Source organism: Dokdonia sp. (assembly GCF_039945015.1).
In the GTDB taxonomy this organism is placed as follows: domain Bacteria; phylum Bacteroidota; class Bacteroidia; order Flavobacteriales; family Flavobacteriaceae; genus Dokdonia.
Map to the genome: position 1 here is coordinate 419,781 of NZ_JBDUXP010000004.1, position 20,894 is coordinate 440,674.

Below are 20,894 nucleotides of genomic sequence, written 5' to 3' on the forward strand. Positions count from 1 at the left end.
ACAGTATATATGAGGATTTGTATATCCTCAGAATTGAGGATACATGAAATAGATTTTTCCTTATTCAGATATAAGGACTTTATATTATTTTGGTTGATTCTAACTTCGATTTTTTAGGACTAAACATTTATTTTAATGTAGAGATTTGTTCTTTCCTAAGTTTTATATCGATAACATTCGTCTCAGAAAAATGATCATGCCATCCTTTGGGTCCAAATAAGAAAGAAAAAGGTTCGAATGGGATGATTCGGCAGAGAGTTCTCAAAAAGATATTGTTTGTTTTTGAACCGTCTTGTCCTACCACTTTAGTCTGGGTTAATGTCTTTCCTACTGTTGTTTTAAATACATATTCTAAAATAAAATAATACAAAAATTGAAGTGTGAGACTTTGAAAAGCGACAGATGATGTTTGCTGGCTTTCTATATCTCTAAAGAAGAGCATATATAAGAGACTTATCATAAAAAGGTCGATACTATAGTTTAGAAAACGCTTTGTTTTAGATGCTTTGATAGTCTCAATATTTATAGGAAGTATATCTGTATGTTTATATAGAAATGTTTCTAACCTTCCTTTAATTTCTTTAGGCACTTCTATCATCTTATCTTCAATGATATCTATCCTCTTAAGACTTCTTAAAAAATCAATAACGTTAAAAATAGATTCTTTATCAGACCCAAAATAAATAGCTGTTGTTGTAGTAGTCACTTTAAGAATATAATAGCTCTCAAAAGGTACAATAGCGATATCAGTAATCTCCTGATATGTAATAGCCGTTGCAACAGAAGAGATCCCATTGGTAAACTTGAACACAATACCCCTAGGTTTTCCTTTGATGCGAATGACGCTATCCATATCTTTTTGATCTTTCCCGTTGAGATAGGTGTTAAATCCAGTAATTCCAGATAAATAGATGAGTTGAGAAGTGAGCACAATATCATCGGCCAGCGCCCATTCTTTGCCAACCTTTTTGTGGATTTCGCTTCTTGTCATGGCATCCATACTGTCTGTAGATGATATCAATTATGTATACTCTAAGATACTTTAAATTATTTGTATGTATTTTATAATGATGATATTATAGTCTTTAATTATTTATGATTATAAATTATACAGATTTCATTTTTTCATAAATATTTTCTACCCAAACCCTTAATGAATCATGTAAGTTTATTAATTCACTTTCTGCAGAATTAGCTTTCTTAGAAAATGTTTCGTAATCCAAAATGTGAATGGAGGTATTAATCACATTTTTCTTATTAATAAATATATAATCATTGTCTCCAATATCTGTCATATACTTACCGTAAGAATGTGAAATCAATGTGTCTAGTTTTTTTAATGATAGTAAGTACTCGAGAGGTTCTTGAATATTTATAGGAATATTACCGCTTAAAAAAAAGCAAAGCTTTTTTCCTGTTGAATTTTGATACTCTAATGATTCCATTTTCATTTCATATTCAAATTCTTTGTTTATCAATAAATCAATTTTTAAAAGCCTTCTATTGAAACCATCAGATCGGCGGCAAATAAAAATATAATCCTCTTGAAGAATTGATTTTTTATTGCTATAAATATTTATTGGTAGTTTGTAATTCATAAGGAAATTATAAAGATGCAATTTCTATTAAGAATTTTTTTTCTTCAAGGATTAGTAATGCATTCTCTATGAGGAATGGTTTATTTTGTTCTTTTGGACACCAACCATTTGATATATAATATTCAATAAGTTTTCTGATGATAGCAGGTCTATTAAGATTTATATCTATATTTTCGGTTTGAGGTTTTTCATCATCTCTTGGCTTTGAAAGCCAGATAACACCCGTTTCTGGATATCCAACACACCATTTTTGTTTCTTTATATCTGTGCTAGTACATAAGTTGTCTTCTTCTCTAAATAGAAGTTGTAAAGGTGCTTTTTTATAGTCTTTTAAGTAAATGACGACTTTTTCTACACATTTGGCATGTTTAAAAGATTCTAAATGATAATGCCCAACCTTCCATAGGTATTTTTGATCTGCAATTGTAATCTTTCTCAGGCTAGCTTTATTGATATGTTTCATGACCTTCAAATATATAGATTAACCCTTAGAGATATGTTTCAATATATTACCTAAATGGAGGCCCCGATACCCAACCAACAATGGATTGACGTGTACCTTTTGTTATGGGAGTAACTCGATGAATGATAAATGATGGAAAAATGATAATAGTACCTCTTTCTCTCGGTGCATTTACTATTTTCTGATTAATCATAAATTGTAAATCTCCACCTTCATAATCATCTGGATCTGATAACTGAATCGTCATACTTAGTTTTCGAGCTGAAATTTCTCCTGCACCAAAATCTAAATGCCATTCAAAAAAATCTCCTTCTGAATATCGTGTAAGTTGTAATTCTTGATGAAAACCTAACAAGTCAAACCAATATCGCTCATTGTTACAATGCATAGCAAGGTCTGCTAGTTTTTTATAAATCCATTCATTCTCTTGATTGTTGTCAATAAACATGACTGAACTCTTTCTTAACTCATCATTAGATTTCCCTTCTCCAGAAATAGTTGCTTCTATTGTTTTATTATCATCCCAAAAGTTAAGGATTCTATCTACTTCATGAGGAAGGAACAGTCCTTGATAATAGATGTATTCTGCAAAATTATGTTTGAGGGGAAGACCAAATGAATAGTTTATTGCCATATTTGAAAGTATTGTTTCATGAAAAATTATAATAGAATGCTCCTTTATTATTACATTCTGATAGTCACAAGATTCTTTGTGTTAGTCTATTAGAATGAAAAATCAAGATAGTTAATTTATTTAGATAATAACTGTGGTTCAGAAGTGAAACCTAGAGCGTAGTAATATGAAATGTTACTTGCTTTTTTTTAATTCATCAATGACTTTTGTACTTACCCAGTAAATATCTTGATTACTTGTGTAAAAGAGATACCTGCCATCTTTTGAGACAAAAGGACAGAGTTCATGGTTTTCTGTATTTATTGTATCTCCCATATTCACAGAGGGTGTCCAAGTTCCATCAGAATTTTTGAAACTAATGTAAAGATCACCTCGACCTAATCCATCTGATCGTCTTGCACAAAAAATAACATAGGTTTCTGCTGGATCAACAAAAACATCGGCTTCGTAATTTGAAGTGTTAATTGACTCTCCAAGCTTCATCGCTTTTTGAAACTCCCCATTAATACTTTTAGAGGTGTATATGTCAAAGCTGTTTTGCTTTTCACCAGGTGTTCTTTTATTTGAAGAGAAATACATGGTTCCTTCTTGTGTAAATGACATATAATACTCGTTACTACTTGAGTTAATATTAAGTCCTGCATTGATAGGCTCAGACCACTTATTGCCTTCTTTTTCTACATACCAGATATCATGATCTTGTTTGGCTCCCGAGCCATCTAATGATCTTTCTGATATAAAGTATAATCTCTTTTCATCTGGAGATAGAAAAGGGTCATTAAATCCATATTTTTCGTGTGATAAGATCGTTCGAGGTGCACTCCATGTGTTTCCTATGAGTTCTGAATATCTTATTTCTGTTCGTCCACCCATATCTACACCATAGAAAAAAGCTGTTGCTTTAGCATTAAAAACAGAACCAAATTCTGATTCTGTATTTTTAGAAATAAGACCAGGAGCAAATACTTCTGGGGTCATAGATGGAGGTTTTTGTTCAAGATAGGTAAGACGTTCATCTATTTCTTGAGAAAAGGCTGTCACTGGAATGAATAAACACCAGAAAAAATACTTAGTTAAGAAACGCATATGTTTTAAGTTTTGTCTATGTATAGATAACGTGTTCATATCTGGTTAGTTGTGTTGACTAATTTTAAAATAGCAATGGGTATATACATTTACAGTGTATAATTGATCAAAACACTTTCATCTTCTATTTCTGAAATAAGTTTCTTGTCGTTAACAATTGGATCTCCATTTTTATCGTAAAATTTCCATTTTTGATCAACAAATCCAGAAAAGATAGAATCTCCACCTTTACAACTAGTCGAGATAAATCGTTTCCTCTTTAAGTACTTACCATAGGCTTTTAATTCTCCATTCTTGTGAAAATAACTCCATTCTCCAACTTTATATATATAGTTCTGGATACAAGGTCCGGCGAAACAACATTGCGTATAATCACCAACTTTAAATTGCCCTTTTGATTTAAGTTCTCCGGATTCGTAAAATTGCGTAAGTTTTTCAATTTCGATGTTTTCAATTGATTCTTTACTTGTTTGGATGATACCAATTCTATCCCCTTTATAATCCATTAAAACAAGTTTGTTTTTACAGCTCACAAAAATTAAAATCCCGAAAATCAGGTATGTTATTTTATTTGTTTTCATAAATTCTCTATAGTAATTATCGTACTTAGTTATTTATGCTATGTTCAAATTTTATTTTTCTAACTCCGTGATCGGTGTCCCATTGTTTAACTTCTTTGAAACCAAATTTCTTATACAATTCAGTTGCAGGTCCATTCTCCAATCCCGTTTCGACAACAAAAAGATTGGAATCAAACGTATTAAAAACAAATTCCATTAATGTTCTCGCAACTCCTTGTCTAAAGAATGCTGGATTTACAACCAAGCTGTTAATACTTGTAAAGCTATTGTTATGTTCGATTTCAATAACTCCAGCAAGTTCGCTATCTTTTAGGTACCCGAAAAATGCTGTGTTACTACTCACATATTTTTCAAGAGGTCTTTTTAAAGGAGGGAAATCAATGGCATTTAATATTTCTGCTTCTACTTTATATGATAATTGAAAAACTGCACGTATTTTTTTGGATACTTCTATGTCATTATGTTGAAGTCTTTCAATCATCTTTTGTAATTGGTTATTTTAAAAGTTAAGATAGTACATTTCGCGAAAGCGAAAAGAAAAAGAATATTTGTTATAGCGCATAGATGAGTCCTGATGTGCTATCCTACAAAAACAAAAAAGCCATTTCGTTACAAAATGGCTTTTAAGAAGTTTTTATAGTATAGGATCATCCTTCTGGTAATTCAATACTCTCATACGCTCCAAGGTCTGGAGACGTTGTTCTATTAGTTCCGTTAATGTCTACAGGAAATAAGCTTGCGGCACTTTGTAGTCCTTGTCCATTTCCTACAGTTCCTTCTCCTACTTGTAGGATGTTATTAAACTCATCTTGAAAATCTGGATCTCCACCACGTATAATGTCTGTATATAAAGTAGTATTTGTAAAGTCAAAGAATGGATCTTCATCAAAATTCCCAAAGGTGTCATCAAAACGGATGAGTGTATTTCTGAAGTTATAATTTAGCGTAGCATCTTCATCTTGATTAAAACCTAATTCTTCTCCTTGGTTTCCAAAAATGATACAGTTTGTAAAATTGGCATTTTGTAGGTCGGCTACAAAAAGGGTATCTCCTGCAAGAAGTGTATTATCTAAGAATACAGATGGTGTATTTCTAAAACTCTGTGACCAGTAGTTTGCAAATGTACAATGTGTGAAGTTATAACTTCCTCCCAATTGAACTAGCATTGAGAATTGCCCACAGTTATTAATCACCATATTTGATCCTTCTACATTAGACAGGCGATTTAATAAACCTACGGCAGAGGCATTATAGATCTGTGTGTTACTTATTGTCAAATCTGTATTTCCCGTTTGCGAACTAGATTCATTAAGAATCCCAACAGTAGCGTTTTTTATAGTAGCATAATTTATTTCATTATTAACACTTCCGTCGGTTAATAATATGGTTCCCCATTGTCCTGGAGTTTCAGAAAAAGAAGTTTCTAATCGATCTCCTTCAAAAATTACTTCGTTTTCTAAAGCTTCTGGATCTGTACTTAAAGTACCATTTATATCAAGGGTTCCCTCATCGGCAACGACGATCCCACTATCTGCGTGAAAATGAACACGAGCACCAGCATCTATGGTCAATGTTTTTGGTGTATTTCCATTAGGGTCTCCTACAGCGACATACCCATAAATAACATAAGGTTTCTCATTGGTAAAGGTAAGTTCCTCATCGGTTAAGTATCGTCCTTCTAGTGTGGTCTCTACACCATTTATTGTTAAGGTTTCTACCATACCAGTATTTTCATCACGGTCTGCAAATAAGAAAACAGCGTCTTTTACTAAGGTCACAAGCTCTACATTCTGTTGAATTGCACCACTATCAAATTCGATTGCATCTGTACTTAAAAACTCCAAACTTCCAGCGCCTACATCATTAATGTCTGTTGTCGTTTCTACAAATACAAAAATACTATCGTTTGCAAGAATTTCTACATTTTCAAACGTACGTCCAGGGATTCCATCTACATTAAGACGGTAGTCAGAATCTTCTCCATCACCTAATCGTACGGTAGGAATATTGATAGTTTCATCACTATCATTATATACTTTTAGATTAAAGGTACTTGATCCTATATTAGTAAATACAGTGTCTAAGAAAATCGTGTCTTTAGAAAATCGTAAATTTCCTGTACTTGGTGTAGTGTCAAAGTCATTACGACATGAACTTGCCAAAATAATACAACCTAAAATGAGTAACGTATATATACTGCGCATTCAGAAAAATTTTATAACAAATATAACTTTTTAGGTAGTGTAATATTGCCTTGTTATACGATTACTTTTATTTTGAGTCTAGCTTTTGGTTTTGCAAAGTTCTTTTTTCTGTGTTTTCTTATATTTTTTGTACGTTTTTTGTTCTTTGTATGTTTTAATTTTTTCCTTTTGAAGATGTGTGTGAATTATCAGGAACATATGCAATTTTCCCCATCATAATACTTTTAACTTTATAGGATTCCATCGTAATATTTATGATTGCTTCCGTTTCCTTATCTATGTTGATTTCTACCGTTTTATGACTTACATATTTAAAAACGAGAATATCTCCTACAGTAACTTCTAATTCATAGGTGCCATCGAGTTTGGCGTGTGTTCCTTTTTTGGTTCCTTTAATAAAAATAGCTGTACCGGGTAAAGGTCCAAATCCTTCAGAGACCGTTCCTTTTATGATGCGTGTTGTTTGTTTTTGGAGGGTGTCTTGTTTGTTTTGCTTTCGCGAAAGCGAACTAATTCCCAAACTCGTATAACGCCCATCTGTTTGTTCTGTAGTGTACACTTCGCCTTGGGCTTTGATTTCTTGTGTCGCTAGTATAGCTGCAGGAATAAGTAGGGAAGCGGCATAACTCGCCCATGACCTTCCTTCTTTGCGAGACAGAGATATATTGCGATCTAATTGCTTTTCTGAAAATCGACCACAGAGATTGCCACCGTTTGCCACCGTTTTATATAATTGCTCGTTGGTGTAGTTTGTAAAATCAATAACTTCTTTTTCACAGAGGGCACAATGTCTTCCTTTTTGAGTAGGGGTCATGGTTGCCCAATCTTCATGACATGGTTCTGGAATCGTTATTTTGATTGACTTCTTCATTGGTTTTTGTTTTGACATAGTCAAACCTAGGTTTTTTACATGCCTAATAAAACCGTGAATGAGGGAATGGGTTATTTTATTGAGGGAACGCGATCATTACAAGTTTCCTGTTTTTTTAGAGTGGACTAAGGGATGTGTATTGTCATAGAAAATACTAAAATTAGAGTACAACTCTAATTTAGAGTGTTACTCTATTTTGAATTTTAAAAAATAAGGATTAGAGAAATTTACTTTTCTACAATTTCGATTTCAAATAAGGTATTCCAGTCTTTACCTGTTACAAATAGCCTATTTTCATTTGCTTTATATGCAATTCCATTTAATACTTGATTTTGAGGATCAAGTCCAGTTTGTACTTCTTTAGGCAATGATGTAAGGTCAATAAGTCCTTCTATAGCTCCAGAAGTAGGATCTATAATAGCGATACTCGCCACTTGGTAGGTGTTTGCATAAATCTTACCATTGATGAATTCTAATTCGTTAAAAGCCTTGGAAACGCTTTTATGATTAGTAGGTTCAATATAGGTTTGCTCAGAAAGATTTGCGGGGTCTAATGCCCATATTTTACTTGTACCATCAGATTTATAGATCACGTTTCCGTCATTACACAATCCCCAACCTTCTTTACTTTTTGAATACGCAAATGTGCTTGTTTTTTCAAGACTAGATAAATTGTAAATAAATCCTATATTTTCTCTCCAAGTAAGTTGGTATAATTTGTCATTAAAAACAGTAAGGCCTTCGGCAAAATATGCATCACCTAGATCTATTTGTTGTAATACCTCTCCTGTTTTATAATCTACTTTACGCAGACTCGAAGATCCATACCTTCCTGTGCTTTCATATAAAGTATCTCCAACAAATTCTAGTCCTTGTGTATAGGCATCTGTTTTATGAGGGTAGCGATTGATTATTTTATACCCATAAATCTTAGGTGCTTTTGTATGTAATATGGTAATATAGTCTGTAACAGTTGTCGTTCCTTCTGGGGTATATACAGTTGCTGTAAGAGTTTTACGACCTAGGGTAGTACTTTGTGCTGTTGTTTTGTAATCGCTAGTCTGTGTAGTGGTTGCGAGCTTCTTAGTATCTAATGTATAAACGATAGAGTCTATAGGGTAGGATTTTTTCGCTTTAAGCGAAAAAGAAATTTCCTGTCCATTTGGAACAGCATTCTTCTTTTTTGAAGTAGTAATCGTATAATTATCTGTTAAACTTTTTGCGTCTCCACAAGAAAAAATAAGTAGTGGTAAAGCTAAAAGAATGAGGGTCTTATATAGTGATGTCATGAGTGTCTTATTGGTATGGCAATTTATAACAAAAAATCGGGCAAAAAAACCTTGCACAGGTATGTAAATGATGTATCTTTGCAGAGGCAAGTCCTACACAACTAGCTCCTGTTGAATCCCCCAGGGCGGGAACGCAGCAAGGGTAGACGGTCGTAGCGGTGTGATGTAGGTAGCTTGCCTTTTTTATTGTTAGTTATTAATAGTTCATATATCAAAAAACCGAAGCAATTTTGCTTCGGTTTTTTTTGTTTATACAACATTATACTTTCAGCTTTTGTATGACGTTTATTAATTAATTATAAATTGGAGTATATTTTAGGTAGTCTAAGTAATTTTTTTAAGTTTCTTCGACATAATCCTTAAACTATTATTGATCCTACATTTTATATAAAAATGAAACAATTATTAACCACTTCACTTTTTGCTGTCCTATTTTTGCTGAGTAGTTGCATAGGAGAAGATATTATTGATGATAGTATAGACGAAGCTGTTCGTATAGATAATCCTGTATTAAACCTTGAGATAGGAGAAACATATCAGTTTGAAGCAACCTATTTTAATAATGTAGGGCAGCCTGAGAATGCAACGATACTATGGTCAAGTACTGATGAGAATATCATAAATATTACGCAAGATGGACTGGCCACAGGAATTACAGAAGGGGTAATCACCGTTTCTGCAGCAGTCATTCAAGATGATGTTAATGTCATTTCCAATAATACACTTGCAGTGGTAGAAAGCTCTGAAGAAGAAGAAGAGCCTATTGCTATTGTAAAATCTGGAATTATAGAAACCACGAGTAGTTATACCTTGGAAGGAGCATTTGTATTTGAAGAAATTCTTGAATCTAATAGTACCCGACTATCATTTAATGACAGCTATCAAGCATCTTCTAACTTACCTGGACTATATCTTTATTTAACAAACAACCCTAACTCTATAGCAAATGCGTATAATGCTGGACCTGTAGCCGTTTTTGATGGAGCACATAGTTATGAGTTTGATGATGTTCAAATAAATGATTTCCAATACCTTCTATATTGGTGCGAACCTTTTAGTGTAAAAGTAGGAGAAGGAACTATTAACTAACAGTTTTTATGAACAATCACTTTCTTAAAAAAGGAATCTTCTTTTTAATAGTTATTATGTCAACGCCTTCTTTTGGACAATGGGGGCATGAGAAAGGAAAAGGATATTATAAATTGTCCTCATGGTTTCTTGAATCCGATGAGCACTTTACAGACCAAGGAGAGAAAGACCCTAATGCAACTAGAGGACAGTTTAATATAAACTTTTATGGAGAATACGGCCTTACCGATAAGCTAGACTTAATAGCCTATATTCCTTTTTTTGCAAGAACCTATCAAAACGATGTGATCTCAGGAGTTACAGGAGATCTTATTGTGGAAGGGGATGAGGTAAACGCTATTGGAGATATAGAAATTGGAGCCTCTTATACTATTGTCAAAACAGAAAAATTTGCACTATCTGGAACTTTAAAATTAGGAATTCCTACAGGTGAGAATGATGGAGGACGCGATGGAAGTTATCAAACTGGAGATGGAGAGTTTAATCAATTACTACAAATCAATGCTGGAATTCCATTTAAGATACAGAAAACACCTTTATATGTAAAAGGATACTTAGGATACAATAACAGGACAGAAAATTTTTCAAGTGAATGGCGTACTGGCATAGAAGTAGGAGCAAACCTATGGAAGGATAAGCTATGGATTATAAGTAAATTTAATGTTGTAGAATCTCTTAATAATGGAAGCTTGAATGCTCAAACTAGCCAAGGAAGCATTTTTGCTAATAATATAGAATTTGTAAACCTAGGTGGTGAAGTTTCATATTACTTCACAAAAAAATGGGGTGTATCATTTGGATATACTGCCATACTAAGTGGACGTATTATTTATGCAAGTCCATCCTATACTGGTGGTGTCTTCTTAGATGTTTTTGATAAAAGTTAATCTTTATCCCTTTCAAAATAAGTCATTACAGAACCTATTATAAAACCAAGAATTAGGATTAACATAATCGCTTCTAAAGGTGTAATTTCAATATCAGTTAATGGTTTACGATCTCTATCAAAAATATAATCTCCTTGAAGTGTCATGGCAATAACATACAGAAAAGGAGAAAGAAACATTGAAAAATTATATTTTTAAAATTAAAGCGATTCACTAATTATTAGCCTGCATCTCCATACCAAGAAAATCTAAGAGATGTGTTACGTAAACAACCACCCACTTTATAAAACCTAACAGGCATCCATACCAGGAAAAGCAAGCATTTGTCCCATTCCGACGGTGAAGAGCCAATTACCATATAAAGCATGCTCTATAGAAACAAAGGTCGTCGATTTTGTTTTTGAATATGTATAGGCAAATAACAATCCTCCTATAAATGTAAGAACAGTTACGAGGGTGTTACGTAAAAATAAATGTGCCATACAGAAAACAATGGCATTTATAAAAATGAGTAGTTTTTTATTCTTAAAAAACGAACCATAACGTTCAAAGAAAAAAGTACGGTAAATCACTTCTTGAGGCCATACAGATAAGAAAGTATACACAAACAGAATCGTCACCCAAAGATCTGGCTTATTTCTAGGAACACAGAAAAGTGCAGAAGCGTCCATAATATAAACATATATAGACGTTATGACTGCAATACCTACAAACTTGATGGCAGTTGCCTTCCAAAAAGAACGCCAGTCTATCCCTTTCATTATCTTAAAACGTACAGGTGTCTTTTTAAAAAGAACAAATAGGAGGTATACAAAAGCGACCAATATAGAAATCCCTTTAATCCTAAAGTCATACGGTAATAATAAACTAAGAGGTAAAGCAATAAACAGTATAAAAAGCTCTGCAGCAAGATACTTTGGTAAATTCATATTAAATCGTAATTGCGGTGGTGTGTTTTACTTCATTAATCACAAATGCACTGTGTGTACTACCTATATGATCTAGCGTGGTAAGTTTTGTAACCATAAATTCTCTAAAATCATTCATATCTGCGACCAATACTTTTAAAATGTAGTCGTAATCACCACTCACATGATAACACTCTACAACTTCTTCTATAGCAAGAACTGCTTTTTCAAAAGTAGTAAGATATTCTTTACGGTGTTGCACTAATTTTATATGACATAATACGACAAAATCACGATTCACTTTTGTCTTATTAACAAGACCAACATAGTTTTCTATAATCCCTTCTCGTTCCAGTTTTTTGATACGCTCATATACCGCGGTAACCGATAGATTTAAAAGTCCAGAAAGCTCTTTATTGGTTTTTTTACAGTCTTCTTGCAGATATGCAAGGAGCTTTTTGTCTATGGCATCAAAGTTCATACAGAAAATATTTCTAAGGTTTGCAAATTTCTATACGCTTTCGCGAAAGCGTATACAGCAAAAATACAATTAATATAGTTTAATTTTCTAAATATTATTGTAATCATTGATAATTAGTCTACAATAATCTAATTTTGATGTATAAAAAATAATCACCATTAATGTGTGATTACATCATATTCATTCACATAAACGCTATATACGATGTCTTTTAAACCAGCAAACGAAATTCAAGATTTACAATATTTTGGAGAATTTGGAGGCGTAAACCCTTCTATTTCTGATAGCTCCACCTACACCTTTTTATCAGCAAAGACCATGTTTGATACTTTTGAAGGAAATGCAGATGGATGTTATTTATACTCTCGTCATAGTACACCTTCTAATCTACATTTAGGAGAAGCACTTGCAGCGATGGAAGGTACTCAAACCGCAAATGTATCTGCGAGCGGGATGGGAGCTATTACCCCTGTATTATTACAACTTTGTGAAGCAGGAGACCATATCGTTTCTAGTAGAACCATCTACGGAGGAACGTATGCTTTTCTTAAGAATTTTACACCGAGATTCGGTATTGCAACTAGCTTTGTAGATATAACAAATCTTGAAAGTGTAGAGGCAGCAATCACGCCACAAACAAAAGTATTATACTGTGAGTCGGTAAGTAATCCACTTTTGGAGATTGCAGATTTGGAGGCGTTAAGTGCGCTTTCGCGAAAGCATAACCTGAAACTAGTCGTAGATAATACATTCTCTCCATTGTCTATTACTCCTGTAAAATTTGGAGCAGATATCGTAATCCATAGTTTGACTAAATTTATAAATGGATCATCAGATACCGTAGGAGGTGTAGTATGTGGGAGTCAAGAATTTATAGATCAATTACGTAATGTAAATGATGGCGCTAGTATGTTGTTAGGATCTACGATGGATAGTTTAAGAGCTGCTTCTGTACTTAAGAATATGCGTACACTACATATTAGAATGAAACAACATAGCTATAATGCGAGTTATCTTGCAAAACAATTTGAAGCAGATGGATTACGTACAGTATATCCAGGATTAGAATCTCATCCGTGTCATACGGTATTTAAGAGAATGATGAATGAAGAGTATGGGTATGGAGGAATGCTTACGGTAGATGTAGGAAGTCTAGATAAAGCAAATGCGCTTATGGAGGCCATGCAAGAAGATAATCTTGGGTATTTAGCGGTGAGTTTAGGATTTTATAAAACATTGTTTAGCGCTCCATGTACGTCGACTTCTTCAGAAATTCCAGAAGATGAGCAAGCAGCCATGGGACTTACCGATGGATTGATTCGTTTTTCTGTAGGACTTGATAATGATATAGAACGTACGTACCAAAAAATGCGTGCTTGTATGGAGAAATTAGAAATTCTTCAAACAATGGTTCCTGCTTAATTAACCATTTGAAATATAATATGACGGATAAAGTCCAAAACTAATTTGTTTTGGACTTTATTTTTTTTCTATAAAATGGTTACATTGTGAGTTCAAAAATAGATCAAGAATGGATAGTCAGACAGAAGATATTAAAAACCAAAATATTGTTGAAAATAAAGAACTGAATATTTGGGAAGCTCTTATTCCTGTACTTATTCTTATGGGATTATTAGCGTATAATATTTTCCTTAAAGAAGGAGCTTGGTTAGGAGATTATTCTAATCAATACATTCTTTTAATGGGAGGAGGCGTTGCTGCTATTGTTGGGTTTTATAATAAAACGTCTATCAATACTATGATTGCTGAGATTTGGGAAAACCTTAAAAGTGTTTTTGTTCCTATTATGATATTATTTTTGGTAGGAGCTTTGGCGGGAACTTGGCTTGTGAGTGGTATTATACCTGCTATGGTATATTATGGATTACAAGTACTTAACCCTACTATTTTCTTGCCTGCATCAGTTATTATAGCTGCAATTATATCGATCGCTACCGGAAGTTCTTGGACAACCTCTGCTACGGTAGGTATAGCATTAATTGGAATAGGGTCTGCTTTGGGAATCCCTACAGGAATGATTGCTGGAGCAGTGATCTCTGGTGCTTATTTTGGAGATAAGATGTCTCCGCTAAGTGATACTACAAATCTTGCGCCAGCCATGGCAGGAACAGATTTATTTACGCATATTAAATACATGACTATTACAACAGTACCTACAATATTAATAGCGCTTGTTGTATTTAGTATTTTAAGTTTTACTATTGATACTTCTGGAAATGCAGATGTGAGTGGACTTTTAACAACGATAGATGCTACCTTTAATATTACGCCATATTTATTTATAGTTCCTTTGGTAGTAATTGCATTAATATTAACCAAGACAAAACCTCTTATTGCCCTTTTAACTGGAGTTGTTCTTGCGGCGATTTTTGCTTTTATTTTTCAACCAGATATTCTAACGAGTCTGGCCGATTCTAAAATGAATGCTATTACAACAGCAATGTTAACAGATACATCTATTACAACTACAAATGAAACTCTTAATGAGCTATTTAGTTCGGGAGGGATGAGCGGAATGATCTGGACAATTTTATTAATTGCTTGTGCTATGGTTTTTGGTGGAATCATGGATGGAATAGGAGCATTAGCTCGTATTACAAAATCATTGTTAAAAATGACAGATTCTGTATTTGGTTTATTTGCAAGTACAGTAATTAGTTGTTTAGGACTTAATGCTATTGCATCAGATCAATATCTGGCACTTGTGATTCCTGGAAAAATGTTTAAAAAAGCATATGAAGATAAAGATCTAGCTCCAGAAAATTTATCTAGAACTCTAGAAGATTCTGGAACAGTAACATCTGTATTAATTCCTTGGAATACATGTGGCGCCTATCAGAGTACTGTTCTAGGCGTTTCTGTAGCTGATTACTTTATTTATGCTATTTTTAATTGGTTAAGCCCTTTTACAACCTTGTTATTTGCAGCATTTAATATTAAGATTCGTCAGTTAAAAGATGCTCGGAAAGCAGCAAAATAACATTATATTATACCGTTATTATAATGGCTCTCTTATAGATATAAGGGAGCCATTTTTTTATCTTAAAAAAATAGCATTTTACTTTTGTAATTAGACGTCACATATTTACTTTTGCGCGCTTGTATATCAAGATGTTTTTTACTTGATCTATATAACAAAGAACTACTATTTTTAAAATCAATCTTATGACATTAGTTGGAAAAAACTTTCCAAACCTCGCAGTAGATGCTATAAACCATCGAGGCGAAAACAAAAAAATAAACATCCTTGAAGAAGCACAGAACCAAGGAAAGAAAGTACTCCTTTTTTGGTATCCAAAAGACTTTACATTTGTGTGCCCTACAGAGCTTCATGCATTTCAAGCAGCTGTACAAGAATTTGAAAAAAGAAACACGATTGTAATAGGAGCTTCTTGTGATACCCCAGAAGTACACTTTGCATGGTTATGTACTCCTAAGAATAATGGAGGAATCGAAGGAGTAACATATCCTATACTTGCAGATAGTAATCGTAACCTAGCAAATCAGTTAGGGATTCTTGATGTGACCAATGAGCGTTATGATGAAGAAACCGGAACAGTGATGGTCGATGGAGATAATGTAACCTATCGAGCGACCTACCTTATTGATGAAAAAGGGATTGTTTTTCACGAAAGTGTAAACCATATGCCTGTAGGACGTAATGTGTCAGAATTTATACGTCTTATCGATGCGTATACACATGTACAAGAGAATGGTGAAGTTTGTCCAGCAAATTGGATAGAAGGAGAAGAAGCTATGAATGCTGATAGAGAGGGAGTTGCAACATACTTAAGCGAGCAACTTAATTAAGAAATCACAATATATAATTGTAAAAAGTCTTGTTGAGAAGCAAGGCTTTTTCTTTTAGATTTTTTTACTTTTACAAAAAGACTCAATTATGGCATCAGTAACTCTAGGGGGAACTCCAGTAAATACAATAAATAATCTTCCAGAAGTTGGAAGTCCAGCACCTGCATTTACACTTTCGCGAAATGACCTATCTTCTGTAACACTTAATGATTATAGAGGAAAAAAATTAGTATTAAATATCTTTCCAAGTGTAGATACTGGTGTATGTGCACAATCTATCAGAACATTTAATGAGAAAGCAGCTGCTTTAGAAAATACAGCAGTACTATGCATCTCTCGTGATTTGCCATTTGCACAAGCGCGTTTTTGTGGTGCAGAAGGAATAGAAAATGTAAGTACACTTTCTGATTTTAAAACAGGTGCCTTTGGAAAAGACTATGGTGTAGAGCTTATAGATGGAGGTTTTGAAGGATTACACTCAAGGGCTATTATTGTGGTAGATGAAAAAGGGAAAGTAGTACATACAGAACAAGTCCCAGAAATTGGGCACGAACCTAATTATGAATCTGCTCTTAATGCACTATAATAATGCCTCTTACATTTATAAAAGGACGACTTAAAGGATGTGTATATGCTTTTAAAGGTGGTATACTACTCTTAAAATCGGAAGCCAGTATTCAAGTACAGTTTGGGATTGCTATTCTGATTACAATCGCAGGTTTTTATTATCATATATCACCTACAGAGTGGATGATACAAACCTTATGTATAGGAATGGTGATGAGTATAGAAGGTTTAAATACAGCCGTCGAAGAAATTGCAGATTTTGTACACCCAGATTTTCATAGTAAAATTGGAAGAATAAAAGATATTGCTGCTGGTGCTGTAGGTATTGCCGCACTTATTGCTGTGATTGTTGCAGGTATTATTTATGTGCCTAAGATATTTTAAAATGAAGTTTTTAAAACTATTTTTTAAAAGGTATGCCGTATTACTATTGGTAATCGTAATCTCTTGTGACAATGATGATACTCAAACAGTAATATCAGATAATGAGATGCCTATCGATGAGACAATGTCTATACTCTTCATAGGAAATAGTCATACAAATTATAACTCGGGGATAGCAACTCATCTAGAAGGATTTGCCTCTTCTTTAGATATAGAAATACAAGCTCAAATCATAGCCCCCAACGGATTTACACTAGAAGAGCATCTACAATCTGAGAGTACCCTTTTTATAATAAATAATACAGATTGGGATGTTATTATATTACAAGAAAACACCTATAGAGCTGCTTATGAAACAGAAGAAATGAAAGAAAGTATTCTGGCTTTTAAGGATGTACTAGCATCTATTAATATGCAAGTTTATTTGTTTAAAACATGGGCATATCAAGATATGCCGGAAATGAATAACTTATTAGATACTGCATATAATGAATCTAGTTTATTATCAGATTTCCCTGTTATTTCTATAGGAAGTGCGTGGGAAACATTTTTGACCGCTTCTAGTATCAATATATATGATGACGATACTATACATCCTAATCTTAATGGTACATACCTAACAGCAGGGTTATTTTTTAAGAAATTATTTTCTGATCAAAATATTATATCTTCACCTTATAATAGTTCCTTAACACCAGAAATAGCAAGTGAAATCAAGACATTTGTTAGTTCGCAAACTATAATACAGTAGAATCGAGCCCTTTTTTATAACTCGTGATAACTACAAACACCAAATTTTGATTTTTTCCGTTTCATATTTGTATTTTTAACACAACAACGCAATCCAATCAATTGCTTAATGGCAAAAAAGAAAACAACGACCAAACGCAAACCCAAAAAAGTAAAGACACCCAGAAAACCCATAAACTTTAAACTTTCTAGACAACAGCAGATTATACTTGGAAGTTTCTTGTTTTTTTTAGGGGTCGCTTTACTCTTCTCATTTATTTCCTATTTTTTTACTGGGAAAATAGATCAAAGTATCCTTCCTAATCTTTCAGATAGAGAGATTCCTGCTGCAAACTGGCTTAGTAAATTTGGAGCTGGAGTCAGTGATTTCTTTGTGTATAAAGGATTTGGGATTCCTGCCTTTATTATTGCAATATTATTAGCAATTTCTGGAGTATATTACTTCTTTGATTATGCAAAACAGAAACTACGCCAATTTTGGTTTTGGGGTATATTAGTCATGCTATGGCTCTCTGTGTTTTTAGGATTCTTTCATGAGAAGAATGATATCTTAGGGGGGAGAGTAGGATTTGAAATCAATGATTTTTTACAAGATTACTTAGGGTTTATAGGAACCGCATTTATGATGGCATTCCTAGCCATTGCTTATGCTGTAGTCAGACTTAAAATGACACCAGATAAAGTGGGAGCCTTCTTTAAAAGTACAAAAGAACAACTCTCAGAAGAATTTACAGAACCTACCACAGAAGAACCTACCACAGACGAAATTCCATTATCAGAAGAAACTACTGTAGAAGTTACCCAATCTACAGAAGAAGTTCCTACAGAAGAACCAGTACTTAAGGAGGAAGAGACAACCACAAAATCTACATTTGAAATGAATGTAGAAAACCTACAGCCTACCATAGGTAAAAAGACCAAGGTAGAGGTACAAGACCTCCCTATGGAGATTACAACACCAGAGCCAGAACTTGTTGTTGTACCAGAAGTAGCAGAAGAACTAAATATAGAAATAAAACCTCCAGTAGAAGAAAAAGAAGTTAAGAAGAATCTCAGTGATAAACTCGTTGATGATTTTGGAGAATTTGACCCTACTTTAGAATTAGGAAACTATAAATTTCCTCCTATTGATTTATTAAAAGATTATACAGCAGGACAAGGTATAACTATCAATCAGCAAGAATTAGAAGAAAATAAAAACCGAATTGTAGAGACTTTAAATAATTACAAAATTGGGATTGCAAATATCAAAGCAACTGTAGGCCCTACAGTTACCTTATATGAAATTGTACCAGAAGCTGGTGTACGTATTTCGAAGATTAAAAACTTAGAAGACGATATAGCCTTATCATTAAGTGCACTTGGTATTCGTATTATAGCACCTATTCCTGGGAAAGGAACCATAGGTATTGAAGTACCTAATAAAAATCCAAGAATTGTATCTATGCGCTCTGCAGTGGCATCTCCTAAGTTTCAAGAAGCAGAGATGGAATTACCACTTACGTTAGGTAAAACAATCTCTAATGAAACCTTTGTGGTAGATCTTGCAAAAATGCCTCACTTATTGATGGCTGGAGCAACAGGACAAGGAAAATCGGTAGGGCTTAATGCAATACTTGCATCTTTACTATATAAGAAACACCCAGCCGAAGTTAAATTTGTACTCGTAGACCCTAAGAAAGTAGAACTTACCTTATTTAATAAAATTGAACGTCATTACTTGGCAAAATTACCAGATACGGAGGAAGCTATTATTACAGATAACTCCAAGGTGATTAATACACTTAACTCTCTTTGTATAGAGATGGATGCCCGTTATGACATGCTTAAAAATGCGATGTGTCGTAATATTAAAGAGTACAATACTAAGTTCAAAGCGCGCAAGCTTAATCCTAATAATGGACATAAATTCTTACCCTATATCGTGTTAGTAGTAGATGAGTTTGCAGATCTTATTATGACTTCAGGAAAAGAGGTAGAAACCCCTATTGCTCGTCTGGCTCAGCTAGCCCGTGCTATTGGAATACATCTCATAATAGCAACACAACGTCCTTCTGTAAATGTGATTACAGGGATTATTAAAGCCAATTTCCCTGCACGTATTGCTTTTAGAGTGACTTCAAAAATAGACAGCCGTACGATTTTGGACACTTCTGGAGCCGACCAATTAATAGGACGTGGAGATATGTTATATACACAAGGTAATGAGGTAGTACGTATACAATGTGCCTTTGTAGATACTCCTGAGGTAGAACGTATTGTGGATTATATAGGAGGGCAAAAAGCGTATCCAGATGCACATCTATTACCAGAGTATGTAGGAGAAGAAAGTGGCACGGGTCTTGATATAGACATTAGTGATAGAGATAAGTTATTCCGCGAAGCAGCAGAAGTACTAGTGATAGCACAGCAAGGAAGCGCTTCTTTATTACAACGTAAACTCAAACTAGGATATAATAGAGCAGGCCGTCTTATAGACCAACTGGAAGCAGCTGGAATCGTAGGACCTTTTGAAGGAAGTAAAGCACGTCAAGTTCTTGTTCCAGATATTTTGGCTCTAGATCAACTTTTAAACAATGAAGGAAATGAATAAAGTACGTATGCGATTTTTAATGAGTATGGTTTTAATTTTGGGAGGGTACGCTTTCGCGAAAGCGCAATCTGCACAATCGTTACTTAAAGAAGTAGATGCAAAAGTAAAGAGCTATGATAATATAGCCATCGATTTTAAGTACGCATTAACCAATGAAGCCGAAGGAGTAAATCAAGAAACTAAAGGAAATGTAGTGCTTAACGGAGATTTATATGCTTTAAACCTACTAGGAACTACACAACTCTTTGATGGATCAAATATATATACCATTGTTCCAGAAGATGAAGAAGTGACTATAAGTGCAATTGCTGATCAAGATGAAACAGCAATTACACCCTCAAAAATGCTTTCTTTTTTTAATGATGGATATACCCAGAAAATGGATATCAGTCAGAAAATTAAAGGACGTACTATCCAGTATGTAAAGCTTACCCCTATGGATTCTAACAGTGAAGTAAAACACACGTTATTAGGCATAGACACAGAGACTAAGCATATTTATAGGTTAATTATTGTACAGAAAAATGATACAAAAATCACGATAACTGTAAACTCTTTTAAGTCGAATCAACCGCTTTCAAAAAATGCATTTACATTTGATAAAAGTAAGTATGCAGATTATTACATTAACAAAATATAACAACCTCTGTACTGTAAGAATGAAGAAGGTATTGTATT

At 33.7% G+C, this 20,894-nt stretch carries 23 protein-coding genes and 1 other RNA gene; 11 read left to right on the forward strand and 13 right to left on the reverse strand.

Going from position 1 to position 20,894, the window contains the following annotated elements:
• Positions 1-127: 127 nt before the first annotated feature.
• The 10 genes from ABJD27_RS04115 to ABJD27_RS04160 all read right to left on the reverse strand — a co-directional run bounded on the left by ABJD27_RS04115 (position 128) and on the right by ABJD27_RS04160 (position 8,726).
• On the reverse strand, positions 128-1,021 hold the full coding sequence (locus ABJD27_RS04115) for an RDD family protein (protein WP_348170649.1): 894 nt from the start codon (positions 1,019-1,021) through the stop codon (positions 128-130).
• A gap of 85 nt (positions 1,022-1,106) precedes the next feature.
• A complete protein-coding gene (locus ABJD27_RS04120; RefSeq protein ID WP_348170646.1) occupies positions 1,107-1,598 on the reverse strand; it encodes a hypothetical protein in 492 nt (163 codons plus the stop codon).
• Positions 1,599-1,605: 7 nt separating this feature from the next.
• Entirely contained in the window at positions 1,606-2,061 is a 456-nt protein-coding gene (locus ABJD27_RS04125) for a hypothetical protein (protein WP_348170643.1), read from the reverse strand.
• Positions 2,062-2,107: 46 nt separating this feature from the next.
• The gene (locus tag ABJD27_RS04130; protein ID WP_348170640.1) at positions 2,108-2,695 is read right to left on the reverse strand and encodes a 2OG-Fe(II) oxygenase; all 588 of its coding nucleotides are present in this window, start codon (positions 2,693-2,695) and stop codon (positions 2,108-2,110) included.
• A gap of 174 nt (positions 2,696-2,869) precedes the next feature.
• Complete coding sequence (locus ABJD27_RS04135) at positions 2,870-3,781, reverse strand: sialidase family protein (protein WP_348170637.1); 912 nt, start codon at positions 3,779-3,781, stop codon at positions 2,870-2,872.
• A gap of 89 nt (positions 3,782-3,870) precedes the next feature.
• On the reverse strand, positions 3,871-4,362 hold the full coding sequence (locus ABJD27_RS04140) for a hypothetical protein (protein ID WP_348170634.1): 492 nt from the start codon (positions 4,360-4,362) through the stop codon (positions 3,871-3,873).
• A gap of 25 nt (positions 4,363-4,387) precedes the next feature.
• A complete protein-coding gene (locus ABJD27_RS04145; protein WP_348170631.1) occupies positions 4,388-4,843 on the reverse strand; it encodes a GNAT family N-acetyltransferase in 456 nt (151 codons plus the stop codon).
• A gap of 166 nt (positions 4,844-5,009) precedes the next feature.
• Positions 5,010-6,566 carry a hypothetical protein gene (locus tag ABJD27_RS04150; protein ID WP_348170628.1) on the reverse strand — a complete coding sequence of 519 codons (1,557 nt, stop codon included), beginning with the start codon at positions 6,564-6,566 and terminating at the stop codon, positions 5,010-5,012.
• A gap of 154 nt (positions 6,567-6,720) precedes the next feature.
• Positions 6,721-7,437, reverse strand: coding sequence for a carboxypeptidase-like regulatory domain-containing protein (locus ABJD27_RS04155; protein WP_348170625.1), 717 nt, complete (start codon positions 7,435-7,437; stop codon positions 6,721-6,723).
• Positions 7,438-7,664: 227 nt separating this feature from the next.
• Entirely contained in the window at positions 7,665-8,726 is a 1,062-nt protein-coding gene (locus ABJD27_RS04160) for a glutaminyl-peptide cyclotransferase (protein ID WP_348170622.1), read from the reverse strand.
• A gap of 84 nt (positions 8,727-8,810) precedes the next feature.
• On the opposite strand from ABJD27_RS04160, the gene ffs reads away from it, so the two are divergent.
• From ffs to ABJD27_RS04175, 3 genes are all read left to right on the forward strand, one after another.
• An RNA gene (gene ffs, locus ABJD27_RS04165) (signal recognition particle sRNA small type) lies at positions 8,811-8,909 on the forward strand.
• 210 nt (positions 8,910-9,119) lie between these two features.
• Entirely contained in the window at positions 9,120-9,815 is a 696-nt protein-coding gene (locus ABJD27_RS04170; protein WP_348170619.1) for a hypothetical protein, read from the forward strand.
• Positions 9,816-9,823: 8 nt separating this feature from the next.
• Positions 9,824-10,702 (forward strand): hypothetical protein, encoded by an 879-nt coding sequence (locus ABJD27_RS04175; RefSeq protein ID WP_348170616.1) that lies wholly within the window; start codon positions 9,824-9,826, stop codon positions 10,700-10,702.
• On the opposite strand, the gene ABJD27_RS04180 is transcribed toward ABJD27_RS04175, so the two are convergent.
• The 3 genes from ABJD27_RS04180 to ABJD27_RS04190 all read right to left on the reverse strand — a co-directional run bounded on the left by ABJD27_RS04180 (position 10,699) and on the right by ABJD27_RS04190 (position 12,091).
• The gene (locus ABJD27_RS04180) at positions 10,699-10,881 is read right to left on the reverse strand and encodes a hypothetical protein (protein WP_348170613.1); all 183 of its coding nucleotides are present in this window, start codon (positions 10,879-10,881) and stop codon (positions 10,699-10,701) included. The genes ABJD27_RS04175 and ABJD27_RS04180 overlap by 4 nt on opposite strands.
• Before the next feature lie 111 nt (positions 10,882-10,992).
• Complete coding sequence (locus tag ABJD27_RS04185) at positions 10,993-11,631, reverse strand: CPBP family glutamic-type intramembrane protease (RefSeq protein ID WP_348170610.1); 639 nt, start codon at positions 11,629-11,631, stop codon at positions 10,993-10,995.
• A gap of 1 nt (position 11,632) precedes the next feature.
• Positions 11,633-12,091: an Lrp/AsnC family transcriptional regulator gene (locus tag ABJD27_RS04190; RefSeq protein ID WP_348170607.1), complete on the reverse strand. Its 459-nt coding sequence runs from the start codon at positions 12,089-12,091 to the stop codon at positions 11,633-11,635.
• Between the two features lie 204 nt (positions 12,092-12,295).
• Here ABJD27_RS04190 and ABJD27_RS04195 point away from each other — a divergent pair, with 204 nt between their 5' ends.
• The 8 genes from ABJD27_RS04195 to ABJD27_RS04230 all read left to right on the forward strand — a co-directional run bounded on the left by ABJD27_RS04195 (position 12,296) and on the right by ABJD27_RS04230 (position 20,856).
• A complete protein-coding gene (locus tag ABJD27_RS04195; protein ID WP_348170604.1) occupies positions 12,296-13,513 on the forward strand; it encodes an aminotransferase class I/II-fold pyridoxal phosphate-dependent enzyme in 1,218 nt (405 codons plus the stop codon).
• Positions 13,514-13,622: 109 nt separating this feature from the next.
• Positions 13,623-15,092: a Na+/H+ antiporter NhaC gene (nhaC, locus tag ABJD27_RS04200; RefSeq protein ID WP_348170601.1), complete on the forward strand. Its 1,470-nt coding sequence runs from the start codon at positions 13,623-13,625 to the stop codon at positions 15,090-15,092.
• Positions 15,093-15,277: 185 nt separating this feature from the next.
• Positions 15,278-15,922, forward strand: a complete 645-nt coding sequence (locus ABJD27_RS04205) for a peroxiredoxin (RefSeq protein ID WP_348170598.1) — start codon at positions 15,278-15,280, stop codon at positions 15,920-15,922.
• Between the two features lie 88 nt (positions 15,923-16,010).
• Positions 16,011-16,508, forward strand: coding sequence for a thiol peroxidase (gene tpx, locus ABJD27_RS04210; protein WP_348170595.1), 498 nt, complete (start codon positions 16,011-16,013; stop codon positions 16,506-16,508).
• A gap of 2 nt (positions 16,509-16,510) precedes the next feature.
• A complete protein-coding gene (locus tag ABJD27_RS04215) occupies positions 16,511-16,873 on the forward strand; it encodes a diacylglycerol kinase family protein (protein ID WP_348170592.1) in 363 nt (120 codons plus the stop codon).
• 1 nt (position 16,874) lies between these two features.
• Complete coding sequence (locus ABJD27_RS04220; protein ID WP_348170589.1) at positions 16,875-17,624, forward strand: hypothetical protein; 750 nt, start codon at positions 16,875-16,877, stop codon at positions 17,622-17,624.
• Between the two features lie 108 nt (positions 17,625-17,732).
• A complete protein-coding gene (locus ABJD27_RS04225; protein ID WP_348170586.1) occupies positions 17,733-20,216 on the forward strand; it encodes a DNA translocase FtsK in 2,484 nt (827 codons plus the stop codon).
• On the forward strand, positions 20,209-20,856 hold the full coding sequence (locus tag ABJD27_RS04230) for an outer membrane lipoprotein carrier protein LolA (RefSeq protein ID WP_348170583.1): 648 nt from the start codon (positions 20,209-20,211) through the stop codon (positions 20,854-20,856). Before ABJD27_RS04225 ends, ABJD27_RS04230 begins: the two co-directional genes overlap by 8 nt.
• Positions 20,857-20,894 lie beyond the last annotated feature (38 nt).

Coding starts and splice junctions, on each gene's coding strand:
- ABJD27_RS04130 (WP_348170640.1), bottom strand. CDS start 2,695: ATGGCAATAAACTATTCATTTGGTCTTCCCCTCAAACATAATTTTGCA.
- ABJD27_RS04205 (WP_348170598.1), top strand. CDS start 15,278: ATGACATTAGTTGGAAAAAACTTTCCAAACCTCGCAGTAGATGCTATA.
- ABJD27_RS04160 (WP_348170622.1), bottom strand. CDS start 8,726: ATGACATCACTATATAAGACCCTCATTCTTTTAGCTTTACCACTACTT.
- ABJD27_RS04175 (WP_348170616.1), top strand. CDS start 9,824: ATGAACAATCACTTTCTTAAAAAAGGAATCTTCTTTTTAATAGTTATT.
- ABJD27_RS04180 (WP_348170613.1), bottom strand. CDS start 10,881: ATGTTTCTTTCTCCTTTTCTGTATGTTATTGCCATGACACTTCAAGGA.
- ABJD27_RS04195 (WP_348170604.1), top strand. CDS start 12,296: ATGTCTTTTAAACCAGCAAACGAAATTCAAGATTTACAATATTTTGGA.
- ABJD27_RS04125 (WP_348170643.1), bottom strand. CDS start 2,061: ATGAAACATATCAATAAAGCTAGCCTGAGAAAGATTACAATTGCAGAT.
- ABJD27_RS04215 (WP_348170592.1), top strand. CDS start 16,511: ATGCCTCTTACATTTATAAAAGGACGACTTAAAGGATGTGTATATGCT.
- ABJD27_RS04135 (WP_348170637.1), bottom strand. CDS start 3,781: ATGCGTTTCTTAACTAAGTATTTTTTCTGGTGTTTATTCATTCCAGTG.
- ABJD27_RS04120 (WP_348170646.1), bottom strand. CDS start 1,598: ATGAATTACAAACTACCAATAAATATTTATAGCAATAAAAAATCAATT.
- ABJD27_RS04155 (WP_348170625.1), bottom strand. CDS start 7,437: ATGAAGAAGTCAATCAAAATAACGATTCCAGAACCATGTCATGAAGAT.
- ABJD27_RS04220 (WP_348170589.1), top strand. CDS start 16,875: ATGAAGTTTTTAAAACTATTTTTTAAAAGGTATGCCGTATTACTATTG.
- ABJD27_RS04230 (WP_348170583.1), top strand. CDS start 20,209: ATGAATAAAGTACGTATGCGATTTTTAATGAGTATGGTTTTAATTTTG.
- ABJD27_RS04170 (WP_348170619.1), top strand. CDS start 9,120: ATGAAACAATTATTAACCACTTCACTTTTTGCTGTCCTATTTTTGCTG.
- ABJD27_RS04225 (WP_348170586.1), top strand. CDS start 17,733: ATGGCAAAAAAGAAAACAACGACCAAACGCAAACCCAAAAAAGTAAAG.
- ABJD27_RS04190 (WP_348170607.1), bottom strand. CDS start 12,091: ATGAACTTTGATGCCATAGACAAAAAGCTCCTTGCATATCTGCAAGAA.
- ABJD27_RS04145 (WP_348170631.1), bottom strand. CDS start 4,843: ATGATTGAAAGACTTCAACATAATGACATAGAAGTATCCAAAAAAATA.
- nhaC (WP_348170601.1), top strand. CDS start 13,623: ATGGATAGTCAGACAGAAGATATTAAAAACCAAAATATTGTTGAAAAT.
- ABJD27_RS04140 (WP_348170634.1), bottom strand. CDS start 4,362: ATGAAAACAAATAAAATAACATACCTGATTTTCGGGATTTTAATTTTT.
- tpx (WP_348170595.1), top strand. CDS start 16,011: ATGGCATCAGTAACTCTAGGGGGAACTCCAGTAAATACAATAAATAAT.
- ABJD27_RS04150 (WP_348170628.1), bottom strand. CDS start 6,566: ATGCGCAGTATATATACGTTACTCATTTTAGGTTGTATTATTTTGGCA.
- ABJD27_RS04185 (WP_348170610.1), bottom strand. CDS start 11,631: ATGAATTTACCAAAGTATCTTGCTGCAGAGCTTTTTATACTGTTTATT.